Annotated in this window: 19 protein-coding genes and 5 tRNA genes; 10 read left to right on the top strand and 14 right to left on the bottom strand. The window is 64.4% G+C overall.

Annotated features, from left to right (window positions below):
- Positions 1 to 35: 35 nt before the first annotated feature.
- Positions 36 to 4,100, bottom strand: coding sequence for a non-ribosomal peptide synthetase (locus IEX78_RS24330; RefSeq protein WP_229684055.1), 4,065 nt, complete (start codon positions 4,098 to 4,100; stop codon positions 36 to 38).
- Positions 4,101 to 4,223: 123 nt separating this feature from the next.
- Here IEX78_RS24330 and IEX78_RS16895 point away from each other — a divergent pair, with 123 nt between their 5' ends.
- On the top strand, positions 4,224 to 5,864 hold the full coding sequence (locus IEX78_RS16895) for a (2,3-dihydroxybenzoyl)adenylate synthase (RefSeq protein WP_308426549.1): 1,641 nt from the start codon (positions 4,224 to 4,226) through the stop codon (positions 5,862 to 5,864).
- 60 nt (positions 5,865 to 5,924) lie between these two features.
- Here IEX78_RS16895 and IEX78_RS16900 read toward each other — a convergent pair whose 3' ends face one another.
- Positions 5,925 to 7,247, bottom strand: a complete 1,323-nt coding sequence (locus IEX78_RS16900) for a salicylate synthase (protein WP_188829950.1) — start codon at positions 7,245 to 7,247, stop codon at positions 5,925 to 5,927.
- A 49-nt stretch (positions 7,248 to 7,296) separates the two neighbouring features.
- Entirely contained in the window at positions 7,297 to 8,073 is a 777-nt protein-coding gene (locus IEX78_RS16905; RefSeq protein WP_188829951.1) for a DUF2127 domain-containing protein, read from the bottom strand.
- A gap of 95 nt (positions 8,074 to 8,168) precedes the next feature.
- On the opposite strand from IEX78_RS16905, the gene IEX78_RS16910 reads away from it, so the two are divergent.
- Genes IEX78_RS16910 through IEX78_RS16920 form a run of 3 tightly spaced genes read left to right on the top strand, consistent with a single transcriptional unit; the run spans position 8,169 to position 12,515 of the window.
- On the top strand, positions 8,169 to 10,595 hold the full coding sequence (locus IEX78_RS16910) for a glycerol-3-phosphate 1-O-acyltransferase (RefSeq protein WP_188829952.1): 2,427 nt from the start codon (positions 8,169 to 8,171) through the stop codon (positions 10,593 to 10,595).
- Positions 10,592 to 12,031 (top strand): lysophospholipid acyltransferase family protein, encoded by a 1,440-nt coding sequence (locus tag IEX78_RS16915; RefSeq protein WP_188829953.1) that lies wholly within the window; start codon positions 10,592 to 10,594, stop codon positions 12,029 to 12,031. The genes IEX78_RS16910 and IEX78_RS16915 overlap by 4 nt, the downstream gene beginning before the upstream one ends.
- A 52-nt stretch (positions 12,032 to 12,083) precedes the next feature.
- Positions 12,084 to 12,515, top strand: coding sequence for a DUF6069 family protein (locus IEX78_RS16920; protein ID WP_188829954.1), 432 nt, complete (start codon positions 12,084 to 12,086; stop codon positions 12,513 to 12,515).
- Positions 12,516 to 12,572: 57 nt separating this feature from the next.
- On the opposite strand, the gene IEX78_RS16925 is transcribed toward IEX78_RS16920, so the two are convergent.
- The 8 genes from IEX78_RS16925 to IEX78_RS16960 all read right to left on the bottom strand — a co-directional run bounded on the left by IEX78_RS16925 (position 12,573) and on the right by IEX78_RS16960 (position 16,353).
- Positions 12,573 to 13,292, bottom strand: a complete 720-nt coding sequence (locus tag IEX78_RS16925) for a polyprenol monophosphomannose synthase (RefSeq protein ID WP_268240906.1) — start codon at positions 13,290 to 13,292, stop codon at positions 12,573 to 12,575.
- 118 nt (positions 13,293 to 13,410) lie between these two features.
- Positions 13,411 to 13,914 carry a DUF2199 domain-containing protein gene (locus tag IEX78_RS16930; RefSeq protein ID WP_188829955.1) on the bottom strand — a complete coding sequence of 168 codons (504 nt, stop codon included), beginning with the start codon at positions 13,912 to 13,914 and terminating at the stop codon, positions 13,411 to 13,413.
- Positions 13,915 to 13,964: 50 nt separating this feature from the next.
- Positions 13,965 to 15,107: an AAA family ATPase gene (locus IEX78_RS16935; protein ID WP_188829956.1), complete on the bottom strand. Its 1,143-nt coding sequence runs from the start codon at positions 15,105 to 15,107 to the stop codon at positions 13,965 to 13,967.
- A gap of 24 nt (positions 15,108 to 15,131) precedes the next feature.
- Positions 15,132 to 15,205 (bottom strand) — tRNA-Asp (locus tag IEX78_RS16940).
- A 59-nt stretch (positions 15,206 to 15,264) separates the two neighbouring features.
- Positions 15,265 to 15,338 (bottom strand) — tRNA-Phe (locus tag IEX78_RS16945).
- Between the two features lie 61 nt (positions 15,339 to 15,399).
- Positions 15,400 to 15,473: transfer RNA gene (locus tag IEX78_RS16950), tRNA-Asp, on the bottom strand.
- Positions 15,474 to 15,516: 43 nt separating this feature from the next.
- Positions 15,517 to 15,589 (bottom strand) — tRNA-Glu (locus IEX78_RS16955).
- A gap of 92 nt (positions 15,590 to 15,681) precedes the next feature.
- The gene (locus IEX78_RS16960; protein ID WP_188829957.1) at positions 15,682 to 16,353 is read right to left on the bottom strand and encodes a TetR family transcriptional regulator; all 672 of its coding nucleotides are present in this window, start codon (positions 16,351 to 16,353) and stop codon (positions 15,682 to 15,684) included.
- A 630-nt stretch (positions 16,354 to 16,983) separates the two neighbouring features.
- Here IEX78_RS16960 and IEX78_RS16965 point away from each other — a divergent pair.
- The 3 genes from IEX78_RS16965 to IEX78_RS16975 all read left to right on the top strand — a co-directional run bounded on the left by IEX78_RS16965 (position 16,984) and on the right by IEX78_RS16975 (position 18,880).
- Positions 16,984 to 17,056: transfer RNA gene (locus tag IEX78_RS16965), tRNA-Lys, on the top strand.
- 64 nt (positions 17,057 to 17,120) lie between these two features.
- Positions 17,121 to 17,708 carry a DUF937 domain-containing protein gene (locus IEX78_RS16970; protein WP_188829958.1) on the top strand — a complete coding sequence of 196 codons (588 nt, stop codon included), beginning with the start codon at positions 17,121 to 17,123 and terminating at the stop codon, positions 17,706 to 17,708.
- A 215-nt stretch (positions 17,709 to 17,923) separates the two neighbouring features.
- On the top strand, positions 17,924 to 18,880 hold the full coding sequence (locus IEX78_RS16975) for an acyl-ACP desaturase (protein ID WP_188829959.1): 957 nt from the start codon (positions 17,924 to 17,926) through the stop codon (positions 18,878 to 18,880).
- Between the two features lie 57 nt (positions 18,881 to 18,937).
- On the opposite strand, the gene IEX78_RS16980 is transcribed toward IEX78_RS16975, so the two are convergent.
- Entirely contained in the window at positions 18,938 to 19,504 is a 567-nt protein-coding gene (locus IEX78_RS16980; protein ID WP_188829960.1) for a hypothetical protein, read from the bottom strand.
- A 35-nt stretch (positions 19,505 to 19,539) separates the two neighbouring features.
- Entirely contained in the window at positions 19,540 to 20,691 is a 1,152-nt protein-coding gene (locus IEX78_RS16985; protein ID WP_188829961.1) for an alpha/beta fold hydrolase, read from the bottom strand.
- A 57-nt stretch (positions 20,692 to 20,748) separates the two neighbouring features.
- Between IEX78_RS16985 and dusB the strand changes: the two genes are divergently transcribed.
- The 3 genes from dusB (at position 20,749) to phoU (ending at position 24,784) form a co-directional block, all read left to right on the top strand.
- A complete protein-coding gene (gene dusB, locus IEX78_RS16990) occupies positions 20,749 to 21,894 on the top strand; it encodes a tRNA dihydrouridine synthase DusB (protein ID WP_268240907.1) in 1,146 nt (381 codons plus the stop codon).
- Between the two features lie 179 nt (positions 21,895 to 22,073).
- On the top strand, positions 22,074 to 24,044 hold the full coding sequence (locus tag IEX78_RS16995) for an LCP family protein (protein ID WP_188829962.1): 1,971 nt from the start codon (positions 22,074 to 22,076) through the stop codon (positions 24,042 to 24,044).
- A gap of 83 nt (positions 24,045 to 24,127) precedes the next feature.
- Entirely contained in the window at positions 24,128 to 24,784 is a 657-nt protein-coding gene (gene phoU, locus IEX78_RS17000; protein ID WP_188829963.1) for a phosphate signaling complex protein PhoU, read from the top strand.
- Positions 24,785 to 24,845: 61 nt separating this feature from the next.
- Here phoU and pstB read toward each other — a convergent pair whose 3' ends face one another.
- Positions 24,846 to 25,622 carry a phosphate ABC transporter ATP-binding protein PstB gene (gene pstB, locus IEX78_RS17005; protein ID WP_188829964.1) on the bottom strand — a complete coding sequence of 259 codons (777 nt, stop codon included), beginning with the start codon at positions 25,620 to 25,622 and terminating at the stop codon, positions 24,846 to 24,848.
- Between the last annotated feature and the right edge of the window lie 9 nt (positions 25,623 to 25,631).

Below are 25,631 nucleotides of genomic sequence, written 5' to 3' on the forward strand. Positions count from 1 at the left end.
CTTCCGTCTACAACTTTTGATGGATAGCGCCGACGCTAGGACTCTGCGAGAATTTGCTCGTCGGTGAGCGCGGCAACTTCGAGGTAGTAGTTGGCAACCGCGTCGAGTCGGCCCGTCGCGCCTTGCTCGGTTTCTCGGTCGAGTAGCCGGGTGGCAAGTCCAGCGATGGTGCGGGTCATAAAGAGATCGGCGACCACGGTGTCGGGGGCGTCGAGCCACTCGCGGATACGCGCGATGGCTGTGGTCGCGAGCACTGAGTCGCCGCCAAGGGCGAAGAAATCAGCAGTCACGCTAATTCGTTCTGTCGCAAGCACTTCCGCGACGATGCTGGCCAGCGCATGTTCCAAGTCGGTGCGTGGGCCCACAAATTCTTCCGCGCTGTCGCTGGTGTCGAGCAGCGCGAGCACCGCTTTGCGATCAGGTTTTCCGTTCGAAGTCAGGGGAAGTTCGGCGAGGCATTCGATGCGCGTCGGAACCATGTAGGAGGGGACGAGATGGGCCATTTTCGTGAGAATCGCGTCAACATCTGGAAGCTGCTCACCCGCTTCCGGAACGACAGCGGCAACCAGTTTCGGAGCCGCGGTACCGACAAGCGCGGCAACCGCGTGGTGCACGCCATCCACCGAGCGCAGCGCGTTTTCCACCTCACCAAGTTCCACCCGGTAGCCCCGGATCTTCACTTGGTGGTCGGCTCTGCCGAGGAAGTCGATGGTGCCGTCGGGCAGGTAGCGGGCCAGGTCGCCGGTGCGGTACCAGCGCAAACCGTCGTGGGTCACGAAGCGGTCGGCGGTGCGTTCGGGGTCGCCGCGGTAGCCGTTGGCAACGCCATCCCCACCGATCCACAGCTCACCGGTCACCCAGTCCGGGCAGTCGGTGCCTGCGGGGCCAACCACGCGGCAGGCCACGTTGCGCAGCGGGGTGCCGTAGGGAACACAGGTCCAGTCGGGGTCAACCTGGGCGTCAACCACTTCGCAGATCGTAGAGTGGATCGCCGCTTCGGTCGCGCCGCCGAGCCCGGCGAACCGACTGTTGGGTGCGAGCGCTTTAAGTCGTGCGGGCAGTGCGGTGTCAACGCGGTCGCCGCCGAGGATCACGGTGCGCAGCGAGTCGAGCGGGGTGTCTGCTGCGGTGGTGAGCAGCATGTCGAGCAGGCTGGGGACGCAGTTCAGGAGCGAAACCTGTTCGCGGACAATAGTTTCTACCCATGTCGCGGGGTTGGCACGTTCGGTGTCGTCGACGGTCACCACGGTGCCGCCTGCGGAGAGCAGGCCGAAGATGTCGTAGACCGAAAGGTCGAACTCAAGTGCCGAGAGGGCCAGCGCGCGGTCATCCGCGCCGATGCCGAAGCGATCGTTGAGGTCGTCGATGGTGTTCATCGCGGCATGATGCGAAACCTCAACGCCCTTGGGCTTGCCCGTGGAACCGGACGTGAACAGGATGTAGGCCAGGTCGCGGGGGTTGCCGAAGATGGGGTTTTCGATGGGGTGCGCGCGGCGGGCGGTTGCGAGGTTGATGGTTGCGAGACCTCGGCCTCTTACGGCGGACTCCGTTGCCGCACTGTTTGTTCCGATGTTTGCGTCGCGCGAAGCTGCCGGTTGGTCGGCGGCGTTCGGGCCGGGGTTACGCACAGCGAGGAGCGTTGTTGCTTCGGGGCTTTCGGAAACTTCGTCGCCACAGGTCGCTGGTTGGTCGACAGCACCGCAGTTCAGCCCGCGGAGTCCGGTGGTGAGAAGTGCTCTCGCGCCGGCAATGTCGAGAATTTCGTTGCGGCGAATCTCTGGCTGGTTGAAGCCGATCGGGACGTAGGTCGCGCCAGCTGCGAGCACGCCAATAACCGCGACGATCTGGTCGGGGCCTTTGGGGAGTTGCACCGCGACGGTGTCGCCCGGGGTCACGCCTGCCGCTTGAAGCGCGCCCGCTACGGCGAGGGCGGCGGCGGCAAGCTCGCCATAGGTCAAGTGCCCGTTGGTGTTCGAGCGCACGGCTGGAGCGTTGGGCGTGGTTGCGGCATGTGCAGAGAAGCCAGTGTGCAACAGCGCGCCGCTGATTGGCCCCCCGGTGGCGTTCACCTGTGCACGAATCGCCGCTTGCGACACCGGGATTCGCACAGCCGCTTCGGCCTGCCACCCAGCATCGCCTACATGGTTCGCGCGCTGGCCCACCTTGGTCATGTCCGCGCGCGCGTCACCGGCCAACCGCTCGATCGCATCGACGTAGCGGGCGAACATCTCGTCGACCATGCCGGTGGGGAACGCGGATTCGCGGATGTCCCAGTTGAGCAGCAGCCCCCCGCGCACCTCGGTGATCTGCGCGTCGAGCAGCACCTGGGGGCCTTGCGAGATGATCCACACCGGCTCACCAAAGGTCGCCGCGACCTCGTCGGCGAAGAGTTCGCCGAGGTTCAGCGCGCTGGTGTAAACGATCGGGGCAAGCACCGGCTCGCCGCGATGGCGGCCAAGATCGCGCAGCACGTCAAGGCCGGAATAGGCCGAGTGTGCGCCCGCCTCGTGCAGCCGCTTTTGGAGCGCGCGGGCACGTTCTACAACCGTTTGCGTTTCGGTCACGTCGACTTCGAGCAGCACCGAGGAGGTGAAGTCGCCGACTACCCCGTCGACCTGGGGATGCACGGGCTGCCGATGGAACAGCGGGAGGTTCAGCAGGAACCGCCGCTGCGCCGACCATCCACCGATAGTTTCCGCGAACACCGAGGCAAGTGCCATCGCTGGCGTGATCCCGCGCGCATGGGCACCACTGAAGAGCCGAGCCTTGGCATCTGCGTCAAGCCAATGATGGAGTCGCACAGTGCGATTCGGCTCAGCAACCCGCTGTACCTGCGGGAGTTCGGGCGCGCCCGGAAGTTCTGTGAGGCGAGAGCGCCACCAGTCGCGATCCCGTGCCCGTTCGTCGACGAGCGCCGCCGCAGCGGTCACGCCGATCGCTGCGAGGGCGGGAGTCGACGGGTGTGCGGCAGTTGTGGGTGAGGGTGGAGCCGTCGCGGGTTCTATCGGCATCGCGGGTTTCGCCAACGCCGACGCGGACGCAGCAGTCGGGGACGCGGATGCAGCGGACGCTGTTGCCGATGCTGTGGGCGCAGTGGGCAACGCCGTGTCTGCCAAGTACTGGCGGAACGTGTAGTGCTGCGGCGGGAGGGTTTCGCCCTGGTACAGGCGAGCCAGGTCGCTTACCAGGATGCGGTAGCTCATCGCGTCGGCGGCCAGCATGTCGACGTCGAGGTGTACACGGCTGCGGCTGCCGGGGAGTTGGGTAAGAGCGATGTCGATCACCTGACCGTCCTCAACTGCGAGGCGCTGGTGCGTGCGGGCGTCGCGTAGCTCGGCGAGGCGGGCGTCTACCGCGTCACCGGACAGCGCACGTAAGTCGTTGACGGAGAACACCTCTCGGCCGGGTCGGGCGAGGGTCTGCTGCGTGCCGTCAGCGAGAAACCGGGTGCGCAGCATCGGATGGCGGGCAACGAGGTTATCCACAGCCTTCCCCAGGCGAACGGGATCAACCTCACCCCCATCGAACTCAACGTAGAGATGCGCGGCCACGCCCCCCAGTTCCTGCGCCTCCGACCGCCCAATCCAGTAGGCGTGCTGCATCGGCGCGAGCGCGAAGGGAGCCCCGTCATCGTCGACGGCACCTACGTTCGGCGCGCCACCGCCCGAGCCGCTGACAGAGGGGACAGCACCGCCAGCCAACGGAACGCGGCCCGACTCCCGGTCAGCAACGGGCGCCGCGACATGGTCGGTCAACCCGACGTCAGCGGCCAACGCGGCATCACCGCTCGCCGAAGACGAACCGTGGGGCGCAACGCCTGGAGTCGGTGCCGCAGTGCCCACCACATCGCTCGGTTCAACACCGTTCAGCAACGCGAACCAGGCGTCTACCGTCGGGTGGGCCGCCAGTAGGGCGAAGTTGGTTGCGATTCCTCGCTTTCGCCAACCTCCCGCCAGCTTCATTGTGCGGATGGAATCTAGGCCGAGTTCGATCAAGTCGGTGTCGTCGGCGATCGATTCCGGGGCGATGTCCAGGTGGCGGGCGATGGCGGTGCGGATTTCGACGCGGTCGATCGCAACGCCTGCGGGTGGGGTCTCCATCTGCGGTTTCGCTCCTTTGTCACCGCCCATTCCCCGGGCGCGTCCGGTACTGCTGGGCGGAACCATACCCCATTGAGATAGGGTTGCCTAACCTATGTAGCTGGCCTCGTATCGGAGATTGTCGTGACGTTGTCGACTAAGTTGTCGCCCGAGTTGTCCCCCACTGGCACGGACCACCGCGACGGTTACGTGCCCTTCCCGGCCGAGGCCGCGCGCGCCTATCGCGACGCCGGCTACTGGACCGGCCGCACCATCGGCCACCTATTGCGCGACACCGCAACCGCGACCCCCGACCGCCCAGCCGTCCTCAGCGAAACCGGCACCCAGACTTACGCCGAACTCGACGAGGCCGCCGACCGACTCGCACACGGGCTACTCGCACTAGGCCTAACCCCGGGCGATCGCGTTGTCATGCAACTGCCCAACGTCCCCGAATTCGCGACCGCCCTCTTCGGCGTACTGCGCGCGGGACTGATCCCGGTGCTCACGCTGCCCGCGCATCGCAGGGTCGAAATCGAGCATCTGGCAAGACTTTCCGACGCCGTTGCCTACCTGATCCCCGACAAACTAGGCGACTTCGACTACCGCACCCTTGCCGAAGAAGTTCAGTCAGCAGTGCCGACCCTCCGCCACGTGCTGGTCGTTGGCGACCCAGGCGACCACACCGCACTAGCAGACATCGCCAATCACGAAGCACACCAATCACTTCCAACCCCGGACCCCGGCGACATCGCCCTCATGCTCGTCTCCGGCGGCACGACCGGCCTCCCCAAACTCATCGCTCGCACCCACGACGACTACGTCTACAACGCCACCGCGAGCGCCGAGGTCTGTGCACTCACCGCCGACGACGTCTACCTCACGACTCTGCCCGCCGCCCACAACTTTCCACTCGCCTGCCCCGGCATCCTGGGCACCGTCGCGGTCGGTGGCGCGATCACCTTCACGCTCGACCCATCGCCGGAAGCCGCCTTCGCCGCGATCCAACGCCACGGCGTCACGGTCACCGGCGTTGTGCCGCCCCTGGCTCAATTGTGGAGTGCCGCAGTCGAATGGGAGGACGCCGACCTATCCAGCCTGCGACTCCTGCAAGTCGGTGGCGCGCGCCTCGCCGAAGCTAATGCCGTCGAGGTTGAGCCCGCGCTGAAGTGCCAGCTTCAGCAGGTGTTCGGCATGGCCGAAGGTCTGCTTAATTACACGCGCCTCGACGACCCCGCCGACCTCATCTGCACGACGCAGGGCCGACCACTTTCCCCCGCTGACGAAATCCGTGTCGTTGACGCCGACGGAAACGACGTTGCCCCCGGCGAAGGGGGTGAACTACTTACGCGTGGCCCCTACACACTTCGCGGCTATTACCGTGCGCCGGAACACAATTCGCGTGCCTTCACCCCGGACGGCTTCTACCGCAGCGGCGACCTGGTCCGCCAGCTCCCGTCCGGCCACCTGATTGTGAGCGGCCGCATCAAGGACGTCATCAATCGCGGCGGCGAGAACATTTCCTGCGATGAGCTGGAAGAACACCTGCTCGCGCACCCGGCGGTTCGTCACGCGGCAGCTGTCGGCCTTCCGGACACGGCACTCGGCGAGAAGGTTTGCGTCGTCCTAGTCGGCACCGATCTGCCGACGCTGCCCGAGGTCAAAGCCTTCCTCACCGCGCGCGGCCTCGCGACCTACAAACTCCCCGACACGCTCCGCTACGCCGATGCTCTCCCCCTCACCGCCGTCGGCAAGATCGACAAGAAGGCCCTACGCGCAAGCTAGCCAATACGCGACGTGCCGGTTATCGCCCAAGCGACAACCGGCACGTCAGATGGCGAAAACTCAGCCGCGAACCACGTACGGCGCGACGCTCCCCAACTTCTCGCACGTCTCCTCAAACTCGCGTTCGGGCTTCGACTGCGAAACGATCCCGGCCCCCGCACGCAACCACGCGCCCTCACCGGTTTGGTAGATGGCACGCAAAACTAGTGTCGCTTCAAGCGCGCCCGATGGCGAAACCCGCACCACCGCACCCGAATACAGCCCGCGCGGATCGTGGTCGTTACGGAAAACGGAGTCGACACCTTCACGCTTGGGGATGCCTGAGGCCGTCACCGACGGGAAAAGGACGTCGAGCGCGTCCCAACTGCTCCGACCAGCGGCCAGCGTGCCGCGCACGGTCGACGCGAGGTGCTGCACACTGCCCCGCTCCCGCACGGCCATGAAGTCCGACACCGACGGCGTCCCGATTTCGGCGACCGAAGCGATCTCGGCAAACGAGGTCTGCACCGAAATCGCGTGCTCGACAATCTCTTTCGGGTCGGAAAGTAGATCGGCACGCGCGGCGTCGTCAGCCTGCGTACCAAGGCCAAATGCGCGCGTTCCGGCGAGCGGCTCGGTCGTCACGACCCGCGCATCATCGACCGAAGCAACCAATTCGGGGCTAAATCCTGCCGCTTCCAACCCGCCAAGGCGCAGCAGGAACGAACGGGCGGGCGTGTTGTTCGCGCGACCAAGTCGGTAGGTGGCGGGCACGTCGACCGGGAACGGCAGCGCGACCTTCCGCGACAGAATCACCTTCTGATACTCGCCAGCCTGAATTTCGGCGACAGCGGCGGCAACGCGACCCTGGTAGTCGGTCACGTCGGGCCGCACGTCAACGGGGTGCGCGGTCGGCAGCACCGCCCCCTGCGACGCGGCGATCAGATCGTGGATGTCACAGGTTTCGGCGGGGGTTGCGCCACTGACCCGCACACCGCCCCCGTCAATGCGCACCTCTATGCGCGGGATCATCAACTGCGCCAACGGCGTTCGCTGATTGAGGTAGCTGGTTACGTCAAGCGAGTACGCGCAGAATTCGAAGGCGATCCACCCGTACGCGCCACGCTCTTCGCCGGACAAATCCGCAAGCGAAGCGAGCGCCGCGTCGAGCGTGTCGGCCGGACTGCCACTCCACGCACGCGCGGTGGTCTCCCCCGCCCAGGTCGTGCGCAGTTCGCCAGCGTCGAGTTCGATGCCGCCGAGCGGGTCGGCCGCGAAAACCCAGCCGTCGGGCTGCTCGTACATCACGTACTCGCCAAAACGGTCGGCCGCCGCCAACGACGACATCGCCGCCGCAGGATCGGTCACATACTCCACCCGCACGGGCTGCTCGGTCGACGACAACGATCCTCCAAGGTAATGCTGACCTAACTTGATGCGAGTTAGGTTAGCATTACCTGGCCCGCTTCGGTTGATCGTCTTCCACCGCCGCCCGCTCCACACTCAACAGGCTCGCCTGACTGTGCTCAGCCTGGTAAGCCGCCCAACCGCCGTTCGCCCCGAACAGGCGCTTGCGCCACACCAGCCACCACACCGCGAGCAAGTTCACCACCAGCGCGACCACCTTGAAAACGGTCACGCGCTCAATCAGTTCGTAAATCTCCAGCGGTAGAAAAACGCTGGTAGCGATCACCGACAGGTACTCACCCCACCGTTTCGCGAGCCACAGCCCAATCGCCTCAATGAAGTGCAGCGCCGCGTATGCGTAGAGGAAAACCGCGATCCACAGCAGCGAGGTGTTCGACAGCTTGAACAGATCGTCAGCCCAACGGACAACGTGCGAATGGTCGACGTTCCAGCCGATCTGGTTCGCGAACGGTTGCAGCAGCGGCAAATCGGTATCGAAACTGTTCGCGTAGCGGCCCTTATGCGACCGGAAGCGCTGCGCCAACATCGCCGCGATAAGCATCAACACCCCATGAAACGCCCGGTCAACGGCGAGCAGTTTCAGAATCCATCGGTCGCGTAGCAGCCGACCGCGCGGGACGAACGGTGCCTCATCAGCGGGCCCCGTTCCGACGGGCTTTCCTGGTACGAACGTCCCACATCGCAAACACCGCCACGCTGTTCCCGCGACCGTCGACACCTCAAGTCGCGCGCGCAACTCCGGCTCGGTCGGGGCGTAGGTGTAGTGCCCATGAATCGCGCACGTGCGCAGCGCCCAGTCCATTCGCCGAGCGTAAAGCCGCTGGGATGCGATACCGATGTTCGACGCGGTAGGGGAAGTTCAGTGCGCCAACGCCAAACTCGGGCTTGAATGGGGAGATGATCGACGACGGTGGGCGGCGCGGCCCGCGAAATGGACCGGCAACCGAATCAGTGGTCGCGCTGGTCGAGGCGGCCTCGGGAGTCGAGCGCAAGCTCATTGGGGATTGGATCGCCGAAGGCGGGCTGAGCGCGGAGGTGGGCAGCGACGCGCCAGTCACCCAGCTCGACCTAGACGCGCGCGCGTTGTCAACGCGGCTCGTGAAGCGCGGCGACGACCCGCTCGTCGTGCCCATTCGCGTGCTGTGGCTGCCACCCGAACGCGACGGCGTGCGGCGCGTAACCTTCGCTGACCTGGCATTACTCACCAATCCGCGCAAACCGAACCGGCTGGTCCAACGTCGACTCGTGCGCAAGGAACCCGACCGGCACCGCATCCTGGTCGGCGCGCCCGCCCGGCTGAGCGAGTTGCGCGCCAACAATCCGGAAGCTGCCGCGCTGCTGCGCGCGGGGTCGGGTGACGCGTTCGCCCGCGCGGTGGTGCGCGCGGCGGTAGTCGCGCTGGAACGCGCCGAACGCACCGTGATCGGCGACCGATACAAGGTGCCGCAGCTCGTCGCCGAGGAAATACTCGACTCGCCGGAGTTCCAACGCAAACTCGACTACATCGCCGAGGAAATCGGCGCGAACCCCGACCAGGTGTATCGCAATGCGGAAAAAGCGTTGCGCGAGTTGGTCGCCGCGCAATCGCGCCTCGTCTCGGACCTGTTTACGCAGGCGATGCGGCCGATTCACGCGTCGGCGTGGAAGGTCGACGCCGACCTCCACGGGCTCGACGCCTTGCGCAAACTCAATCGACGCTATCCGCTCGTCTTCCTGCCGTCGCACCGCTCGTATGCGGACGCGCTAGTGCTCGGAGACGTGTTGGCGCGCAACGATTTCCCGCCGAACCACGTGATCGGCGGCGCGAACCTGAACTTCTGGCCGATGGGCCCCATCGCGCGCCGCACCGGCACGGTGTTCATTCGCCGCAGCTTCGGTGACGATGAGATTTACAAGGCGGTCGTCGAGGAATACTTCGCGTATCTGCTCGCGAAACGCTTCAACATGGAGTGGTACTTCGAAGGTGGTCGCACGCGCACGGGCAAGCTGCGTCCGCCGCGCTACGGATTGCTGAATTACCTTGCGGCAGCGGTGCGGTCGCGTCGGATTGAAGACGTGATGCTGGTGCCGGTGTCGATCACCTACGAGCGGCTCAACGAGCTTGGCGCGATGGCAAGCGAACAAGCTGGCGGGACCAAAAAGCCCGAGGGACTCGCGTGGTTGGCACGGTATGTGCGCAGTCAGCAGCACTCGGCGGGGCGCGTGTATGTGCGCTTCGGCGAAGCGATTTCGGCGCGGGAAAGCCTGGTGAGCCACGGCGATCCGCTCGCCGAGCGCCCGCTGACGATTCCCCTGCACGATCCAGCGGGGCAGTCGTCGAAGCCGGACGACAGCGCGACGGAAGAGGTCGAGCGAAAGGCGGTGCAGCGGTTGGCATTTGATGTCGCCGTTGGCATCAACGCGGTCACGCCGATCACGGTGAACTCGCTCGTGACGCTCGCGCTGCTCGGCGTGCACGAGCGCGCGCTCACCATCGGCGAAGTGCGCACCGTCCTCGACCCCGTCATCGCCTACATCGCCGCCCGCGGACTGCCCGCTGGCGAACTCACCAAATTGCGTGATGAGCAGGGTCTTCGTGTTGTTTTGGAACAGCTCGAACTCGCCAACGTGGTCACCGTTTATCGCGGCGGGCTCGAACCGGTTTACGCCATCGAACCAGGCGCGCACCTGGAAGCCGCGTTTTACCGCAACAGTGGCGTGCACTGGTTCGTCAACCGCGCGATCCTCGAACTCGCCGCGCTCACCGCGGTCGAACAGCCCGGCGACGACCCGCTTCGCTCGGCGTGGAAAGCCGCGTTTGCCCTGCGTGACCTGCTGAAATTCGAATTCTTCTTCCCTGAACGCGCCGAGTTCGCCGATCAGATCATCGAAGAAATCCGGTTGATCGTGCCGGAGTGGGATTCCAACACCCCAGACGATCGACTCGACCGTCAATTCCTCAGCGCCCTAACGAGTTCGGGCTTCGTGATGGCGCACCGCGTGTTGCGTTCGTTCTTCGACGCACAGCTGGTTGTCGCCGAACGCCTCGCCGCACACGCTCCCGACGAGGTGATCGACCGCAAACAATTCATCGACGAATGCGTTGCGGTCGGCAAGCAGATGTTGCTGCAACAGCGGCTACACAGCCCGGAATCGGTGTCGACCGAATTGTTCACCAGCGCATGGAAACTCGCGGACAATCACCACCTAATTGAGCCTGCGGAACCGGGTAAGGAGCAGGAATTGGCTGAGCGACGAATTGAGCTGGCGGAGCGATTGCGGGCGCTTGGGGAACGCGTTGGGCGGGCGGCGGCACTCGACCCGTCGAACCAGGTTGCGCGATGAGCGAGGCTGGGAAGTTGAGCGACGGCACCGGCCCCGAGCGGCGCGGCGCGGGCGATGCGAATGCCCGGGCGGGCGACGCGAACACACAGGCGAGCGACGCGAACGCACAGGCGGAGGACGCGAACGCGCAAGTAGGCGACGTGAGCGCGCGGGCGGGCGAGGTGAACGCGCGAGCGGCCAGGGCGGTAGCACCCAGCGCTGAGCTGGGCTCGGCGGCCAGCACCCCGCTCGATGATGCGGTCAAGCTGATCCGAGCGACACCAGCTGAGGCGGTTGCGGCATTCGACCTCAGCGCCGTGATTGCACGAATTCCTAAGCCTGGCAAGCGAACTGATCCTGACTCACGCGCGTTACTGAACGGGTTCGTCAATCCCGAGACCCTCGATGCCGCAGCGTTCGACGATGCCGCCGACCTCGGCGAGCGCGTCTTCCGCAAGCACCTCTACGGCTACCTCTACCCGGAAGCGTGGCGGCTCATTCGCGAGCACCAGCGGGCCGGGCACCGGGTGCGGTTGGTGTCGGCGTTGCCGGAGTTCGCGGTCGCGCCGGTCGCCCGCACGCTGGGGATCGAGGAAATCGTCGCGGAACCGGGCGCGGTCGACTTCGCGTACGCACAGGGCGGGTCGAACCCCCTGCTCACCAACGCTCGCTTCGCGACAGCGATCAATGCCAAGGGTTCGCGCGGACTTACCTTTCACCCAAGGCGCGCACCCCGAATCCGCGACTACCTCCGCACGATCGTCGCGTCCATCGGCCTGATCTTAGGCTCGCTCGTCGGTATCGCGCGCAAGGCGACAACGCGCAAACGGCAAGCGATGGCCGACGGGCTCATGCACGACGCGACAACGGCGACGCTGGCCGGGCTCGGCGTTCGTCTCCGCGTCGTCGGTGCCGAAAACGCCAGCTCACCTCGGCCTGCGGTGTTCCTCTTCAACCACCAAAGCCAGCTCGACGTGATCATCGTGCCCAAGGTGCTCGGCGGGAATGTGACTGGAGTTGGCAAGCAGGAGCTCACCAAGCATCCCGTTTTCGGCCCGATCATGCGGTTCGTTGGCGTCACGTTCATTGACCGCAGCGACACCGCCAAAGCGAAAGCCGCGCTCGCGCCGGTTGTTTCGACGTTGCGCGGCGGGCTGTCGATCGCCATCGCGCCCGAAGGAACCCGCTCGTACACGCCTGGCCTCGGGGAGTTCAAGAAGGGCGCGTTCCACATGGCGATGCAGGCTGGCGTGCCGGTGATTCCGGTAGTGATTCGCAACGCGGGCGAGATCATGTGGCGGGATTCGCCGATCGGGCGGTCCGGGGTGGTCGACGTTGCGATTCTGCCGCCGATCGACGTATCCGCCTGGAAACCAAGCGAATTAGACCGGAATGTGGCCGCCGTTCGGAATGTGTTCGAGGACACACTGCTGAGCTGGCCGACCGACTTGACCTAAAGCTTTGTTCAGGTTTCATGATTGTTTCACCACCGAATGAGGAGTGAACATCATGACTACCAATACTGTTGCCGCCAACCGTCTTTCGATCCCCGCACTGTCGCGTCCCGTCGCCGTGATTGGCGCCGCGCTCGCCGCGCTTGTACTCAATCTGATCCTGTGGGGCATCGGCGAGGCGGCAGGCGGGTCGTTCTTGACGACCGACAAGGGCGTGCAGCAAAGTGTCGCGCCGGGCGGGGTTGTGCTGATGTCGCTCGCGCCACTTGGCATCGGACTTACTGTCGCCGTGCTGATTTCGTACCTGTGGACGCCGATTCTGCGGGTCGCCGCAGTGGTTGGGTCGGTGTTGTCGCTGGGGACGATCGCGCTCACGGTTGCCGCCGACTTCGATACCGCATCGACCATCGCGCTTTCGCTGATGCACGTCGCGCTGGTTCCGGTGATGGTGATCGCGCTTGAAGCGGTTCGGAAGAACATCTCTTAGGTTTTCAAACACGAACGGGGCCACGCCAATTAGGCGCGGCCCCGATTTCGTTTGCGCTTAGACCGAGCGGCCGAACAGCAGCTTCCACGGCATCAACGCCGACTCAAGCTGCACCTTCAAGCTCATCTTCGACGCGCCAATTGTGCGCTCTTCGAAGCGAATCGGGACTTCCGCGATGCGGTGACCCTTCTTGATGGCCCGGTAGTTCATCTCGACCTGGAACGAGTAGCCGTTGCTGCGGATCGACGCGACGTCGATGTCGCGCAACGTCGGCGCCTTCCACGCCTTGAAACCGGCGGTCGCGTCCTTCACGCCGAGACGCAGGATGAGGTTGACGTAGAAGTTGGCCCACGCCGACAGCGCCTTGCGGTACCACTTCCACTCCTCAGCGGTAGAACCGCCGGGAACATAACGCGAACCAAGGACAACGCCAACCTCGGGCGCACTGAGCTGTTCGAGCATGGCCGGGATGACCTCGGCCGGGTGCGACAGGTCGGCATCCATCTGGATCACCACGTCAGCGCCCTCTTCGAGTGCCTGGGTGATGCCCGCGATGTAGGCGCGGCCAAGGCCGTCCTTCTCCGTGCGGTGCAGCACGCTGACCGTGTTGGGCAGCTCAGCGGCCAATTTGTCAGCAACTTCGCCCGTGCCGTCCGGCGAATTGTCGTCAACAACGAGAACGTGCAGGTCGGGGACCGGCAGCGCCGTCAGCCGCTCCACCGCCACCGGCAGATTTTCCCGCTCGTTGTAGGTCGGCACAACAACGGTAACCCTCAAGGGTCGCCCTCCCTGCTCACCTGGTAACGCCGGCGCACCCCAGGTGGGCGCCGAGCATGTATCGATTCGTTATGACGTTACTCGATAGAGCTGAAAGATGACTGAGCGGGAGCAGTCATTACGCCGGGTGGGCGAACCGTTCTACCAACGCTTGGATACGCGAAGCCGATATGCCTTCGCGCTGTTCCACTGCCAGCGGGTGGTCGGTTGGCTCCAACTCAACCAATGGGCGCTGGCCTACCGGCTGCGCATGGAGCCGGGCACGCAAGTTGAGGGTCGATGGTTCGTACGTCGGCAAAATGTTGGCGAGGTAACCGCCGATAGGGTCGTCATCGACGCGGGCCGGGTTGCTCCACATGTCGTCGGCCCGCACGAAGCTGGCGCGACTCGCCGAGACCCAGACACCCCAGTCAAACACGTCGTCTGAGTCGACGATCGGCAGCAACAACCTGCCACGCAGGAAAAAATGCTCGTCCCCGATGACGCATTGGTCGCTGGTCAGCACATGCCCGTCGACCCCATGCATGCTGTCTTGCCAAAACGCGGGCGCTGGCACCGCGAACCCCGCAGGCGAACCATTATGCACATCACCGCAATACTCGCATTGAAAACCCGCACTCACGGAGCGCAACTGTAGTGCTTGAGCCCGCGCCGCGCGCGGCGGAACAGCCGCTAACTCGGCCACATCCACGCCGGGCGGGTGAGCGGGCGCTGGTCGCGGATGAAGGTTTCGCCGTCTCGCTTCACCAACTCGATTGACGCGTAATCGGTTGTGTTGTCGATCACTTCAATCACTTCCGCCGCGTGCGAGACGACGACCACCTGGGTGCGCTTTGACGCCTCGACCAACAACGTGGCAAGCGGGGCGAAAAGGTCGGGGTGGAGGCTGGTTTCGGGCTCGTTGAAAACCAGCAATTCCGGCGGGCGCGGGGTAAACATCGCGGTTACCAGGAGTAAGTAGCGCAAAGTGCCATCGGAAAGTTCGTTCACCGTCAACGGGCGAAGCAAATGTTGCTGGTGCCACTGCAGACTGAATTGGCCATCGACGTCCTTGACAGCTGCCGAGCAACCGGGAAACGCATCGTCAATTGCTTCGTTGAAACCCTCCCTATCCCCGTTCTCGAAAACCGTCTGAATCGCGGCGGGTAGGTCGGCACCGTCAGAAGGCAGAGCCGGGGTGAAGGTGCCGATCGCGCTTGTACGGGCGGGAGCGGACGCGTCGGTGCGGAAATGGTCGTAGAAACGCCAGCCGCGCATCCGGTCACGCAGCTGCGCCATTTCCGGGGCCGCACCCGGATCGGAAAACTCCGACAACATCGAGTCGTAGTTGCTCACCGGGTGACCGTCATAGTTGATGTGATCGTCAGTGACGATCATCAGCGCGTTGCTGCGCTCGGCAAGCAAAGACCCAGGTCGCGGCTTTCCAGCCCACACGTGCTCGGTCTTGATGACAGGGTCAAGCGCGAACATGGTCGCCCCGCCAGCAAACCCCAGCTTGATCGCGTAACTGAAATCGTCCCCAGCGAAACCCAACCGCAGCGCGCCGTTGTTTTCGTTGGACCGACTGTCAGCGCGCCCTGCCCGCACACTCGCGCTACCGCCCGGTGGACCAGTCCACAGCGTCGCTGGCAAACCTCCCTCGCGGGCCAATGCGCCAACGGTTCCGTTGCGTGAGGTATCTGCCAGCAAGCGCAAAGCGCGGTACAGGTTGGACTTGCCCGAACCGTTCGCGCCGGTGATGACCGTCAACCGGTCGAGAGGAACAACTACATCGCGTAAAGAGCGGTAGTTGGCGATTGCCAAGCTCGTGAGCACACGAGCGAGCATAGAGAAGAAAAGCGACCCTGACGGGACTCGAACCCGCGACCTCCGCCGTGACAGGGCGGCGCGCTAACCAACTGCGCCACAGGGCCAAACTGTGTGCGTGTAGAAGAACACGCGAAAATCCCCCGGAGCTAACCGAGGGATTCAGTGGCCAGAGCCGGGATCGAACCGGCGACCTTCCGCTTTTCAGGCGGACGCTCGTACCAACTGAGCTACCTGGCCGCAGGTACCCAAGCTGCTGGGCACCAAACGCGAAGTGCCGGATTGCTCCGGCACTTACTTGCGACCCTGACGGGACTCGAACCCGCGACCTCCGCCGTGACAGGGCGGCGCGCTAACCAACTGCGCCACAGGGCCTTGCTGTACTGCCATGCTCCATTCAAGTGCAGTCCGAAGACTGTACCCCCTACGGGATTCGAACCCGCGCTACCGCCTTGAAAGGGCGGCGTCCTAGGCCGCTAGACGAAGGGGGCTCGTTCCGAATCTCTTCGGGGCGGCTTGCAACGTTTCCGTTGGGAGCTTGGATAGCTTATGACAGGTTCATACCGACTTCCAAATCGCCTGGTCAGACGCCCAAACCGAGGTCGTCAAGCTGCGCTTGGGCTCGCCAACCTTCAGCGTGGAAGCGCTGCATCCACCCCGGGGTTGCCATGGACTCAACGATAACTTCCAGCACCTCAGCGAAGCGGGCGCGCAGGTCGGCGGCCGCGCCGTTGGTGATGGGGTCGGCCAAGTAGCGCTGACCAGCCAAGGCAGCGGAGAGTGCGCGGGTGAAGCGGTCCGGGTCGGCGTCGGCGCGCAGCTGACCGTCGTCGATGGCACGCACCGCGAGCACTCGGGTAGCCCGCGCGACGATGCGACTACCGCCATTGCCAGCGTCGCGATGGAAGTCGGGTTCGATCACCAAGCGGTACTCCGCCTGGACGATCGTGTCGTGTTCAAGACGCAACGCGATCTCATCGACCATGCCGTGCAGCACGTCGAGCGGGCCAAGGTCGGCGCGCATGAGCCACCGATCGGCGCAGCCTCGATACCGTTCGACCGCGGTTTCTAGTACCGCGCGAGCGAGATCTTCTTTCGAATCGAAATGAAAGTACATCGCGCCTTTAGTAGCGCGCGACCCTTCCAGAATGCGGTTGAGCGATGCCGCGGCATATCCGCTCTTGCCGAACTCAACGGCCGCGGACTTGATGATTGCCGCGCGTGTCCGACGGGCCCGCTCTTGCTGCCGTGCCATGCTCGAAACGCCTCCGAAGCTTTTGTTTGTCAGAAATCCGGATGCACTCCGGCTGCTATAGTTCGCCTGCCCGAGTGCGCCGCAGGGGGTGCACACTCGGGCCCTATTACCTGCGCCGACAGTGCCCTAACGCGGCCGGTGTAACGCCCCCATTTCCCCAATCCCGTGGTAGCGCTGCCCACCCGCGCTCCCGACTCGCAACAACGATGCTGCTGGTGATACCGCATCCATCGGCGACATCGACGATTGTTTTCGAATTCACCCGAGCGCCACCGTACTCGGGTTCGCCAGTCGACACGCGGCAAACCGAAGACATATCCCAACATTGAGTTGGGTTAGTCAGCGCAGCGAACGGTGTGCAACTCAGCGACGAACCGTCATGATGAATTGTCAACGCGCGCAAGCTTGTTGAGACGCCGACACCGTGCCGCACCTCGCCTACCCGCGCAACGGCAACGTGAGAACGGTTGAGCTCGCTCATCACCCACCCTTGTTCGTCGAAAACTGTTGTTGCTCAACAGTATTCGATTGCGGCGCGCATGCGTAACCGTGGGGCACGCAGCGTTGCCCACCTGCACCGACCCCCACTATTGGGCCCAACGGCTAGGTGTCGGTTAGACTCCCCACCGCGCCCCTTTAGCTCAGTTGGTAGAGCTGGTGACTTTTAATCACTAGGTCGTAGGTTCGAGTCCTACAGGGGGCACTCGCTAGCTAGCCTGTGGTCGACTCGGCACCTGCCGAGTCCACCTTCAACGCAGGCGGAGCCGATGACTTCCTTCGATGACTTGCTCTCCCAAGTTCCCATCGCCCAGATCGCCAGCCAGCTCGGCGTCGACAACGCGACAGCCACCAGCGCGATCCAAGCGGCACTGCCCACTCTGCTCGGCGGGCTGCAAGCCAACGCTGCCGAACCCCAGGGCGCCGCTTCCCTGCTCGGCGCACTCGACCAGCACGGCGACCTCGTGAGCAACGGCCAGGTCGACTTAGCGAACGTCGACATCGCCGACGGCGAGAAAATCGTCAATAACGTCTTCGGCGACGAGAAGAACACCGTCATCAGCACGCTCGGCGCGACCAACGAGGGCGGCGGCAACGACCTCATCGGCAAGCTAATGCCGATTCTGGCCCCGATCGTGCTCGCCTACCTCGCCAAGCAACTGATGGGCGGAAATCAGGCACCGGCACAGCAGCAACAGGCACCGAGCAACGGCGGCATCGGCGACATCCTTGGCGGCCTGCTCGGCGGTGCGAGCAACAGCGGCGGGCTCGGTGGGGTGATCGGCGGGGCACTTTCAGGCGGTGCTGGCGGCGGCCTCGGCTCGATCCTCGGCGGACTTCTCGGAGGAAAACACTAATAACGGCTAACGACAACAGGGGCCCGCAACGATAGACCCCATGTTGCGGGCCTTTCCCCCTAGACTCGTGGCACACCACAGCACCCGGTCGACGACTCTGTCGGCGAACACGAGATCGGGCCGAAAGATCACAGTTGCGTTTCGCATCACACCTACGGTGTCGTAGGGTATGACCTGAATGCGACGTAGGACAGCAGACAGCGAAGGGTTTTTAGATGGCAAGGGATCTGACTCAACTCGAACTGCTCAAGGAGTTGGAGCCGGTTGCCGAGGAAAACGTCAATCGGCATCTGTCGCTCGCTAAGGAATGGCATCCACACGACTACGTTCCGTGGGACGAGGGTCGCAACTTCGCCGCGCTTGGTGGCGTCGACTACGACCCTGAGCAGTCGCGCCTCAATGAGGTCGCCAAGGCCGCGATGATCACCAACCTGCTCACCGAGGACAACCTCCCCTCCTACCACCGCGAGATCGCTGAGAACTTCTCGCAAGACGGCGCGTGGGGCACCTGGGTTGGTCGGTGGACGGCTGAGGAGAACCGCCACGGCATCGTGATGCGTGACTACCTGGTCGTCACCCGTGGCGTCGACCCGGTCGCGTTGGAAAACGCGCGCATGATTCACATGACCAACGGTTTCGCCTCCCCCGGCGAGGTCGACGCGGGCTTCCTGCACTCGGTCGCCTATGTGACGTTCCAGGAACTCGCGACGCGCGTGAGTCACCGCAACACCGGCCGGGTGTGCGACGACCCGATCGCCGACCGCATGCTTCAGCGCGTCGCGGCCGACGAGAACCTGCACATGATCTTCTACCGCAACCTGGCTGGCGCCGCGCTCGACCTCGCGCCCGACCAGGCGATCGAGGCCATCGCGCTCATCCTGGAGAACTTCCAGATGCCGGGCGCTGGCATGCCGAACTTCCGTCGCAACGGCGTGCTCATGGCCAAGCACGGCATTTACGACCTGCGTCAGCACCTCGAAGAGGTCGTGCAGCCTGTGCTCAAGAAGTGGAACGTGTTCGAGCGCACCGACTTCACCCCGCGCGGCGAGGCTGTTCGCGACCGGCTCGCGATCTTCCTCGACAAGCTCAGCGGCGATGTCATCAAGTTCGAAGAGCAGCGCGACAAGGCGCTTGCTCGCGAAGCCAAGAAGCGCGAGCTGGCTTCGGTCTAAGCCCTTCACGCAAAAGAGCCGCCCACCTGATCGAGGTGGGCGGCTCTTTTGCGCTGCCTACTTGCCGAGCAGCGCGTCGGTGCCACCGACGTCGGTGATCTGCCAGTTCTGGCCCTTGTCCACGGTGATCGTGAAGAGCACCGTGTTGCGAATCGGGTCGGGACGCTGCGCGTTGGTCGTCGTTGTGTCGATGAAGGCGTCGACGTGGAAAACGTCGCCGTCTTGCGACATCACCTTCGCGGTGATCGGCGTTGCCGTCGACGTCCACTTGAGGATCGTGACGATCTGCTGCAAACGCGGCGCGGCTGCGTCGAATTTGTCGGCGACCGGCTTCGCGGTGCCCGCCTTGAGTGCGGTGAGCCACGCGTTGAAGTCGTTGTAGTTCACGTTGCCGGTCGCGGTCGCGTAGTCGAGAGCGATCTGCTCGGCTTTCGCGTTGTCGGCTGCTTTCGCGTCGCGGTCGGCGAGCTTGTTGTGCGACGACAACAGCAACGCGGCGAGCACAATCGCGATGACGGCCAGGATCGCGATCACCGCGCCGCCAAGTAGCGACGACACCTTGAGCGCGACCGTGCCCTTATTTGATTCTGCTGGCACCTGCGCGCCTTCGCTATTTTCGGCCATTTGTCCAGATTAGCTGGTACAGGCCGTTACAATCTCTAGCCCTTCGCGAACTCTGCGGCCAGCCATGCCAGCGTTGCCGGTGTGTCGGTGGTCAACACGCCAAAATGGGGACTAATAGGGTTGTCCGCGACGGTCTCGTAGGTGACATATTCGACATTTTCCGAACCGTTCAGTTCGGTCAGCTGGTCGACTAGCGCCGACGTGGTGACCGCGAGCACGCGCGGATCGTCAAGGCCCTGCACAACGCGAAGGCCAACCTCGCTGGTCACGACCGGATTGTTGGCCTCAAGGACCGCGAGCACCTTCTGGTAATCGGGGCCGTCGATCGCTTCAGGCTTGAGCAAATCGGTGCCGAGGATGCCGCCGAACGACTCCTCTTCACTCAGGCCAAAGCGCGAACGCGTCGGGATATCGCGCTGATAGAGCTCGTACGCGCGGTCGGTGAGCAGGGCGCGCAGGTCGATCGACGGGTCGGCGGCGACCGCGCCGATCAGGAAAAGCGGGAAGAAGCCAATCACCTCGTGTGTGATCGGGCTCTGCGGAATGAGCCGGAACCCGTCGGCGACACTCGCGCCGGGCGCGTAAGCGGTCACACCGACCAGGCGCAGCTCGGGCGTCCATTTCGGGGCGTGATGGGCGGCGAAGATCGCGGCGTGACCGCCCTGGGAGTGCCCGAGTACGGCGACGTTACCCGACAGTTCCGGGTGCAGGATGCGGGCAGCGCGAACGATGTCGAGCACGCTTCGCGCCTCCGACTCGCCTACCAAATACGGGTGATTGCCGGGCGTGCCGAGGCCCTCGTAATCGGTCGCGACAACGGCGTAACCAGCGCGAAGGAGGTCGTTGACCAGGCCGTGCGGTTCGACATTGACCTGATGCGCTGGCCCGTCGACGGTGTCGCGCGAAGGGGCGGCAAGATCGGCGGCACCGACGGTCCCATGCGCCCAACTCACGACCGGATTGCCCGGCGCGGGATGCTTCGGCAACGCGATGATCCCCGACACAACAATCGGTTCGCCGTGGACATTCTCGGACCGATACAGCACGCGCTCGTTAGTCGCCGCTTCGGCGAACGCGGCGACACCTGCCAGCTCAGCCGCCCAAATCGGGTCACCGTGTTCGCCGTCGGGAAGCGGAGCGGGCGGGACGTAAAACGCGGCGCCGGACGGGGCTAGCTGGCTGGTCACAAAGATCTCACTTTCCTCTTTTGGGCTGCGACCTCGGCAGATGAGACAATCGAAGCCGTGACTTCCACGCTGCCTCACGCGCCGACGGCGCTGCGGATCGGGCCATATCCGGTTGATCCGCCGGTGGTGCTCGCCCCGATGGCAGGCATCACCAACCTCGCGTTCCGCAAACTATGCCGGGAATTCGGCAGTGCTACCTCTATTTACGTCTGCGAGATGATTACTGCTCGCGCCGTTGTGGAACGCAACGAGAAGACGATGCACATGATGTCGTTCGACGCCGACGAGTCGCCTCGATCAATGCAGCTTTATGGCGTTGACCCGAAGACGCTCGGCGAAGCGGTCCGCATCATCGTCGGCGAGAACATCGCCGACCACATCGACCTCAATCTCGGTTGCCCGGTTCCGAAGGTCACCCGACTTGGTGGCGGCGCCGCGCTGCCGTACAAGCGCGAACTGTTCCGGCAGATCATCCGCGAAATGGTCACGTCTGCCGGCGATGTGCCGGTCACGGTGAAGTTCCGCATCGGCATCGACGACGAGCACCACACCTACCTCGACGCTGGCCGCATCGCCGAAGCCGAGGGCGCGCAGGCCGTCGCGTTGCATGCGCGCACGGCCGCGCAGCGTTATTCCGGCGAAGCCGATTGGTCGAAGATCGCACGGCTCAAGGAAGCCGTCACCACCATTCCGGTGCTCGGCAACGGCGATATTTTCAGCGCCGACGATGCCGTTCGCATGATGGCCGAAACCGGTTGCGACGGCGTTGTTGTTGGCCGTGGCTGCCTCGGTCGACCGTGGTTGTTCGCTGAACTCGCCGCCGCGTTGCGTGGTCAGCCGCTGCCCGAAGCGCCCAACCTTGGTCGCGTTGGCGAGGTGCTCTACCGCCACGCTGTGCTGCTTTCCGACCATCAGGGCGAAGACAAAGCGATGCGTGACCTGCGCAAACACATGGCGTGGTACCTCATGGGTTTCCCGGTCGGTGCCGACCTTCGTCGCTCGTTCGCGACGGTAACCAGCCTGACTCAGCTGGAGGATTTGATCGGCAAGCTCGATCCGAGCGCGCCTTTCCCCGCCGACGCCGAAGGCCCGCGCGGTCGTCAAGGCTCGCCGGGCAAGGTCGCGTTGCCGCATGGCTGGCTCGACGATCCTTACGATGCTGCGGTCCCCCACGCGGCCGACGTGATGCACAGCGGGGGCTAACCGCGGCGTCATCGAAGCTACATATTCGCGCCTGACCGCCGCGAATAGTTATTGCCCTCGCCAGGGCGCGTAATCCCACACGGCAGCAACGTGGCGCAATCGTTACTATTGGCGGTACTCGCGCTGCGGTCTCGCTGGGGTGGGTATACGCGCAGGTCGATGAGAAGTGAGGTTCGTTGGTGGGTGACGATCGGCGCGGGCCTACGCCCCGGCCAGGCAGTCGCGCGCCTTGGGAGCGCTATTCGTCTGGCGAACCAGCTGAAGGCGAGACAACTGGCCGTCGTTCACGCCACACCGAAACTTCCGGCGACTCCGCGCCGATCAGCGTGCAGGACCTGGTGAATCGGGTCGATAGCGAACGCACACGTCGCCGTCGCGGTGCCGCGCCCGCGCCTGTCGATTCCGGTCGCGCCACGCGACGGGCACGCGAGCAGGCACCGCAGGCGACGCCGCGTCCCGACGACCTCACCGCGCGCAGCCAAAGCGCACCGTCGCCCGCCGACCGCACGGCGACCACCGCCTTCACCCCGGTCGAACCGCACGACCCGATGAACGCGCCAACCGAGGTGCTGCCGATCGTCGGCGCCGACGGCAACCGTGCGCGCCCCGTCAAGTCCGCCCCGCGCGGTCCGCAAACCATTCCGCATAAGCGCGCCAAGCAGGCAAGGATGGCTGGCCGCGTCACGCTCACCTTCTTCGCGGTGATCGCGCTTGTCGCGACCGGTGGCGGGTGGAGTTACCTGCGCGCGACCGGCAACAGCTTTACCCAGGTCAGCGCGCTCGACGGCAACCAGGACGACGTTTCCGACGGCGACATGCAGCTCGGTGACGAGAACTATCTGATCGTCGGCACCGACACGCGCGCTGGCGTGAACAGCACCCTCGGCGCCGGGTCAACCGACGACGCCGAAGGCTCGCGCGCCGACACGGTGATGCTGGTGAACATCCCGAAGAACCGTTCGCGCGTTGTCGTTGTTTCGTTCCCACGCGACCTCGACGTCACCCGACCCAAGTGTTCCGGCTGGGACAACGACAAGGGCGCGTACACCAGCCAGACCTTCCCGCAGGCAATGGGCGACAAGCTCAACGCCGTCTACGCGCTCGGCGGCCCGCGCTGCCTCGTCGACGTGGTGCGCAAAATGTCGGGGCTCAAGATCAACCACTTCATCGGCGTCGACTTCGCCGGGTTCGAAGCGATGGTCGACCAGATCGGTGGTGTCGACGTGTGCTCGACCAAGCCGATCATCGACGGCGTGCTCGGCACGGTCCTTGAGACATCGGGCCGACAACATGTGAACGGCGAGACCGCGCTCAACTATGTGCGCGCCCGTCACGTTGTTGGCGAGGAGCGCAGCGACTACGACCGCATCAACCGTCAGCAACGCTTCCTCGCTTCGCTGTTGCGCGGCGCGCTTTCGGGCAAGGTGCTGCTTGATCCGGGCAAGCTCAACGGCTTCATCAACGCCTTCACCCAGCACACGTTCGTCGACAATGTCGTCCCGCAGGATTTGCTGCTACTCGGCCGGTCGTTGCAGAAAATGGACGCGGGCGCGGTCACGTTCTTGACCGTGCCGACTGCGGGCACCACCTCGTACGGCAACGAGATTCCGCGCGAATCCGACATCAGGGCCATCTTCCGCGCGGTCATCGAAGACCAGCCGCTGCCTGGTGAGAAGAAGGCACCCGAAGCAACCAGCTCGACAACGGCACCGCCGCCCGCGAAGAAAACGCTCTACGGCGTGACCCCGTCGACGGTGTCGGTGCAGGTGTCGAACGCCTCAGGCACCGCCGGTGCCGCCGCTCGCGTCGCGACCAAGCTCAGCAACTACGGGTTCGGCATTTACACAACGACCAACTACGCCGGTGGTGTTGTTTCCAGCTCCAAGGTCCGGTTCTCCCCCGGTTTGGAAGCCGAAGCCGCGACCGTCGCGTCGTCAATTCCCGGCGCGAGCCTCGAAGAAGCAAGCGATCTGGGCGGCACTTTCGTCGAATTGGTGCTCGGCAGCGACTTCGCTGGCACGGTCCGTACGCCAACCGAAGTTGGCGTCGCGCTGCCGTCGGTACCGATCGGATCGCCGCACAGCAGCCCGCCAGTTACCTTGCCTTCTGATCTTGAACACATGAACGCCGCTGACGACACCTGTAAGTGAGCTGAACTGGCACGACAGTGCCATGTGGCATTTACCTGGAGTTGGGTGACAGCACTCGCCGCCACCCACTAGGGTCTGCATTTATGCGTGTGATTTACAACGAGCAAATGGCCGACCTTGCCAATCTCTTGGGTGAAATGGCTGGTCTGGCCGGTCACGCGATGGAACGGGCAACGCAGTCGCTGCTGCAAGCCGACCTTGCGCTCGCCGAACAGGTCATCAGCGAGCAGGATCGCATTTCGATCATGATCGCCGAGGCCGAGGAGAAGGCGTTCGCGCTGCTCGCCTTGCAGGCGCCCGTCGCTGGCGACCTGCGTCAGGTGGTTAGTGCGATTCAGATCGTCGGCGATGTCAACCGGATGGGCGCGCTCGCGCTGCATGTCGCCAAGGCCGCGCGTCGCCGTCATCCGGCACACGTGCTGCCCGAGGCCGTCAACGGGTACTTCGCTGAGATGGGCCGCATCGCGGTCAGCATGGGTGCTGGCGCGAAAGAGGTGCTCGAAACCCGCGACCCTGCCCGAGCCGCCCAGCTCGACCAGGACGACGAGGCGATGGACGACCTCCACCAGCACCTGTTCACGCTGCTGATGGACCGCGACTGGAAGCACGGCGTAGCCGCAGCCGTCGACGTGACGCTGCTTGGCCGCTACTACGAGCGCTTCGCCGACCACGCGGTTGAGATTGGCCGACGCGTGATCTTCCTCGTGACGGGCGTGCTGCCCACCGAAGAGGCGCTGTAAGAGAAACGCGAAAGCCGCCGTGACTCAAGGAGTTACGGCGGCTTTCGCGCTGATGAGACCTTTATCCGAAGCGGCCCGAGATGTAGTCCTCGGTCGCCCGCTGCGTCGGGTTCGAGAAGATGCGCTCGGTGTCGTCGATCTCGACCAGTCGACCCGGCTTGCCCTGGGCTTCCAGGTTGAAGAAGCCGGTCTGGTCGCTCACGCGCGCCGCCTGCTGCATGTTGTGCGTGACGATGACGATCGTGAACTCCTTCTTGAGTTCAGTGATCAGGTCTTCGATCGCCAGGGTCGAGATGGGGTCAAGCGCCGAACACGGCTCGTCCATGAGCAGCACGTCGGGCGAAACCGCGATCGCACGGGCGATGCACAGACGCTGCTGCTGACCACCCGAAAGGCCGCCGCCCGGCTTGTCGAGACGGTCCTTGACCTCGTTCCACAGGTTCGCGCCACGCAGCGAGCGTTCGGCGACCTCGTCGAGTTCCTTCTTGTTGCGCACGCCCTGCAACTTCAGGCCCGCGACGACGTTGTCGCGAATCGACATCGTCGGGAACGGGTTCGGGCGCTGGAACACCATGCCGATCGTGCGACGCACACCGACCGGGTCGATCTGCGAACCGTAGATGTCTTCGCCGTCGAGCAGCACCGCGCCTTCGACGCGCGCGTTCGGCGTGACCTCGTGCATGCGGTTGAGCGAACGCAGCACGGTCGACTTACCGCAACCCGAAGGACCGATGAAGGCGGTGACGCTGCGCGGCAGCACCGTCAGGTCCACGTTCGACACGGCGTGGAACTTGCCGTAGTAGATGTTGAGATCTTTGACGTCGATCCGCTTGGCCATGAGGTAATC

It is taken from the genome of Nocardia camponoti (assembly GCF_014646135.1).
GTDB classification, from domain to species: Bacteria; Actinomycetota; Actinomycetes; order Mycobacteriales; family Mycobacteriaceae; genus Nocardia; species Nocardia camponoti.

Excerpts from the sequence above, each read along its gene's own strand:
- IEX78_RS16970 (WP_188829958.1), top strand. The coding sequence starts at position 17,121 with ATGACTTCCTTCGATGACTTGCTCTCCCAAGTTCCCATCGCCCAGATC.
- IEX78_RS16960 (WP_188829957.1), bottom strand. The coding sequence starts at position 16,353 with ATGGCACGGCAGCAAGAGCGGGCCCGTCGGACACGCGCGGCAATCATC.
- IEX78_RS16905 (WP_188829951.1), bottom strand. The coding sequence starts at position 8,073 with ATGGACTGGGCGCTGCGCACGTGCGCGATTCATGGGCACTACACCTAC.
- IEX78_RS16920 (WP_188829954.1), top strand. The coding sequence starts at position 12,084 with ATGACTACCAATACTGTTGCCGCCAACCGTCTTTCGATCCCCGCACTG.
- IEX78_RS16910 (WP_188829952.1), top strand. The coding sequence starts at position 8,169 with ATGATCGACGACGGTGGGCGGCGCGGCCCGCGAAATGGACCGGCAACC.
- phoU (WP_188829963.1), top strand. The coding sequence starts at position 24,128 with ATGCGTGTGATTTACAACGAGCAAATGGCCGACCTTGCCAATCTCTTG.
- IEX78_RS16915 (WP_188829953.1), top strand. The coding sequence starts at position 10,592 with ATGAGCGAGGCTGGGAAGTTGAGCGACGGCACCGGCCCCGAGCGGCGC.
- IEX78_RS16975 (WP_188829959.1), top strand. The coding sequence starts at position 17,924 with ATGGCAAGGGATCTGACTCAACTCGAACTGCTCAAGGAGTTGGAGCCG.
- pstB (WP_188829964.1), bottom strand. The coding sequence starts at position 25,622 with ATGGCCAAGCGGATCGACGTCAAAGATCTCAACATCTACTACGGCAAG.
- IEX78_RS16980 (WP_188829960.1), bottom strand. The coding sequence starts at position 19,504 with ATGGCCGAAAATAGCGAAGGCGCGCAGGTGCCAGCAGAATCAAATAAG.
- IEX78_RS24330 (WP_229684055.1), bottom strand. The coding sequence starts at position 4,100 with ATGGAGACCCCACCCGCAGGCGTTGCGATCGACCGCGTCGAAATCCGC.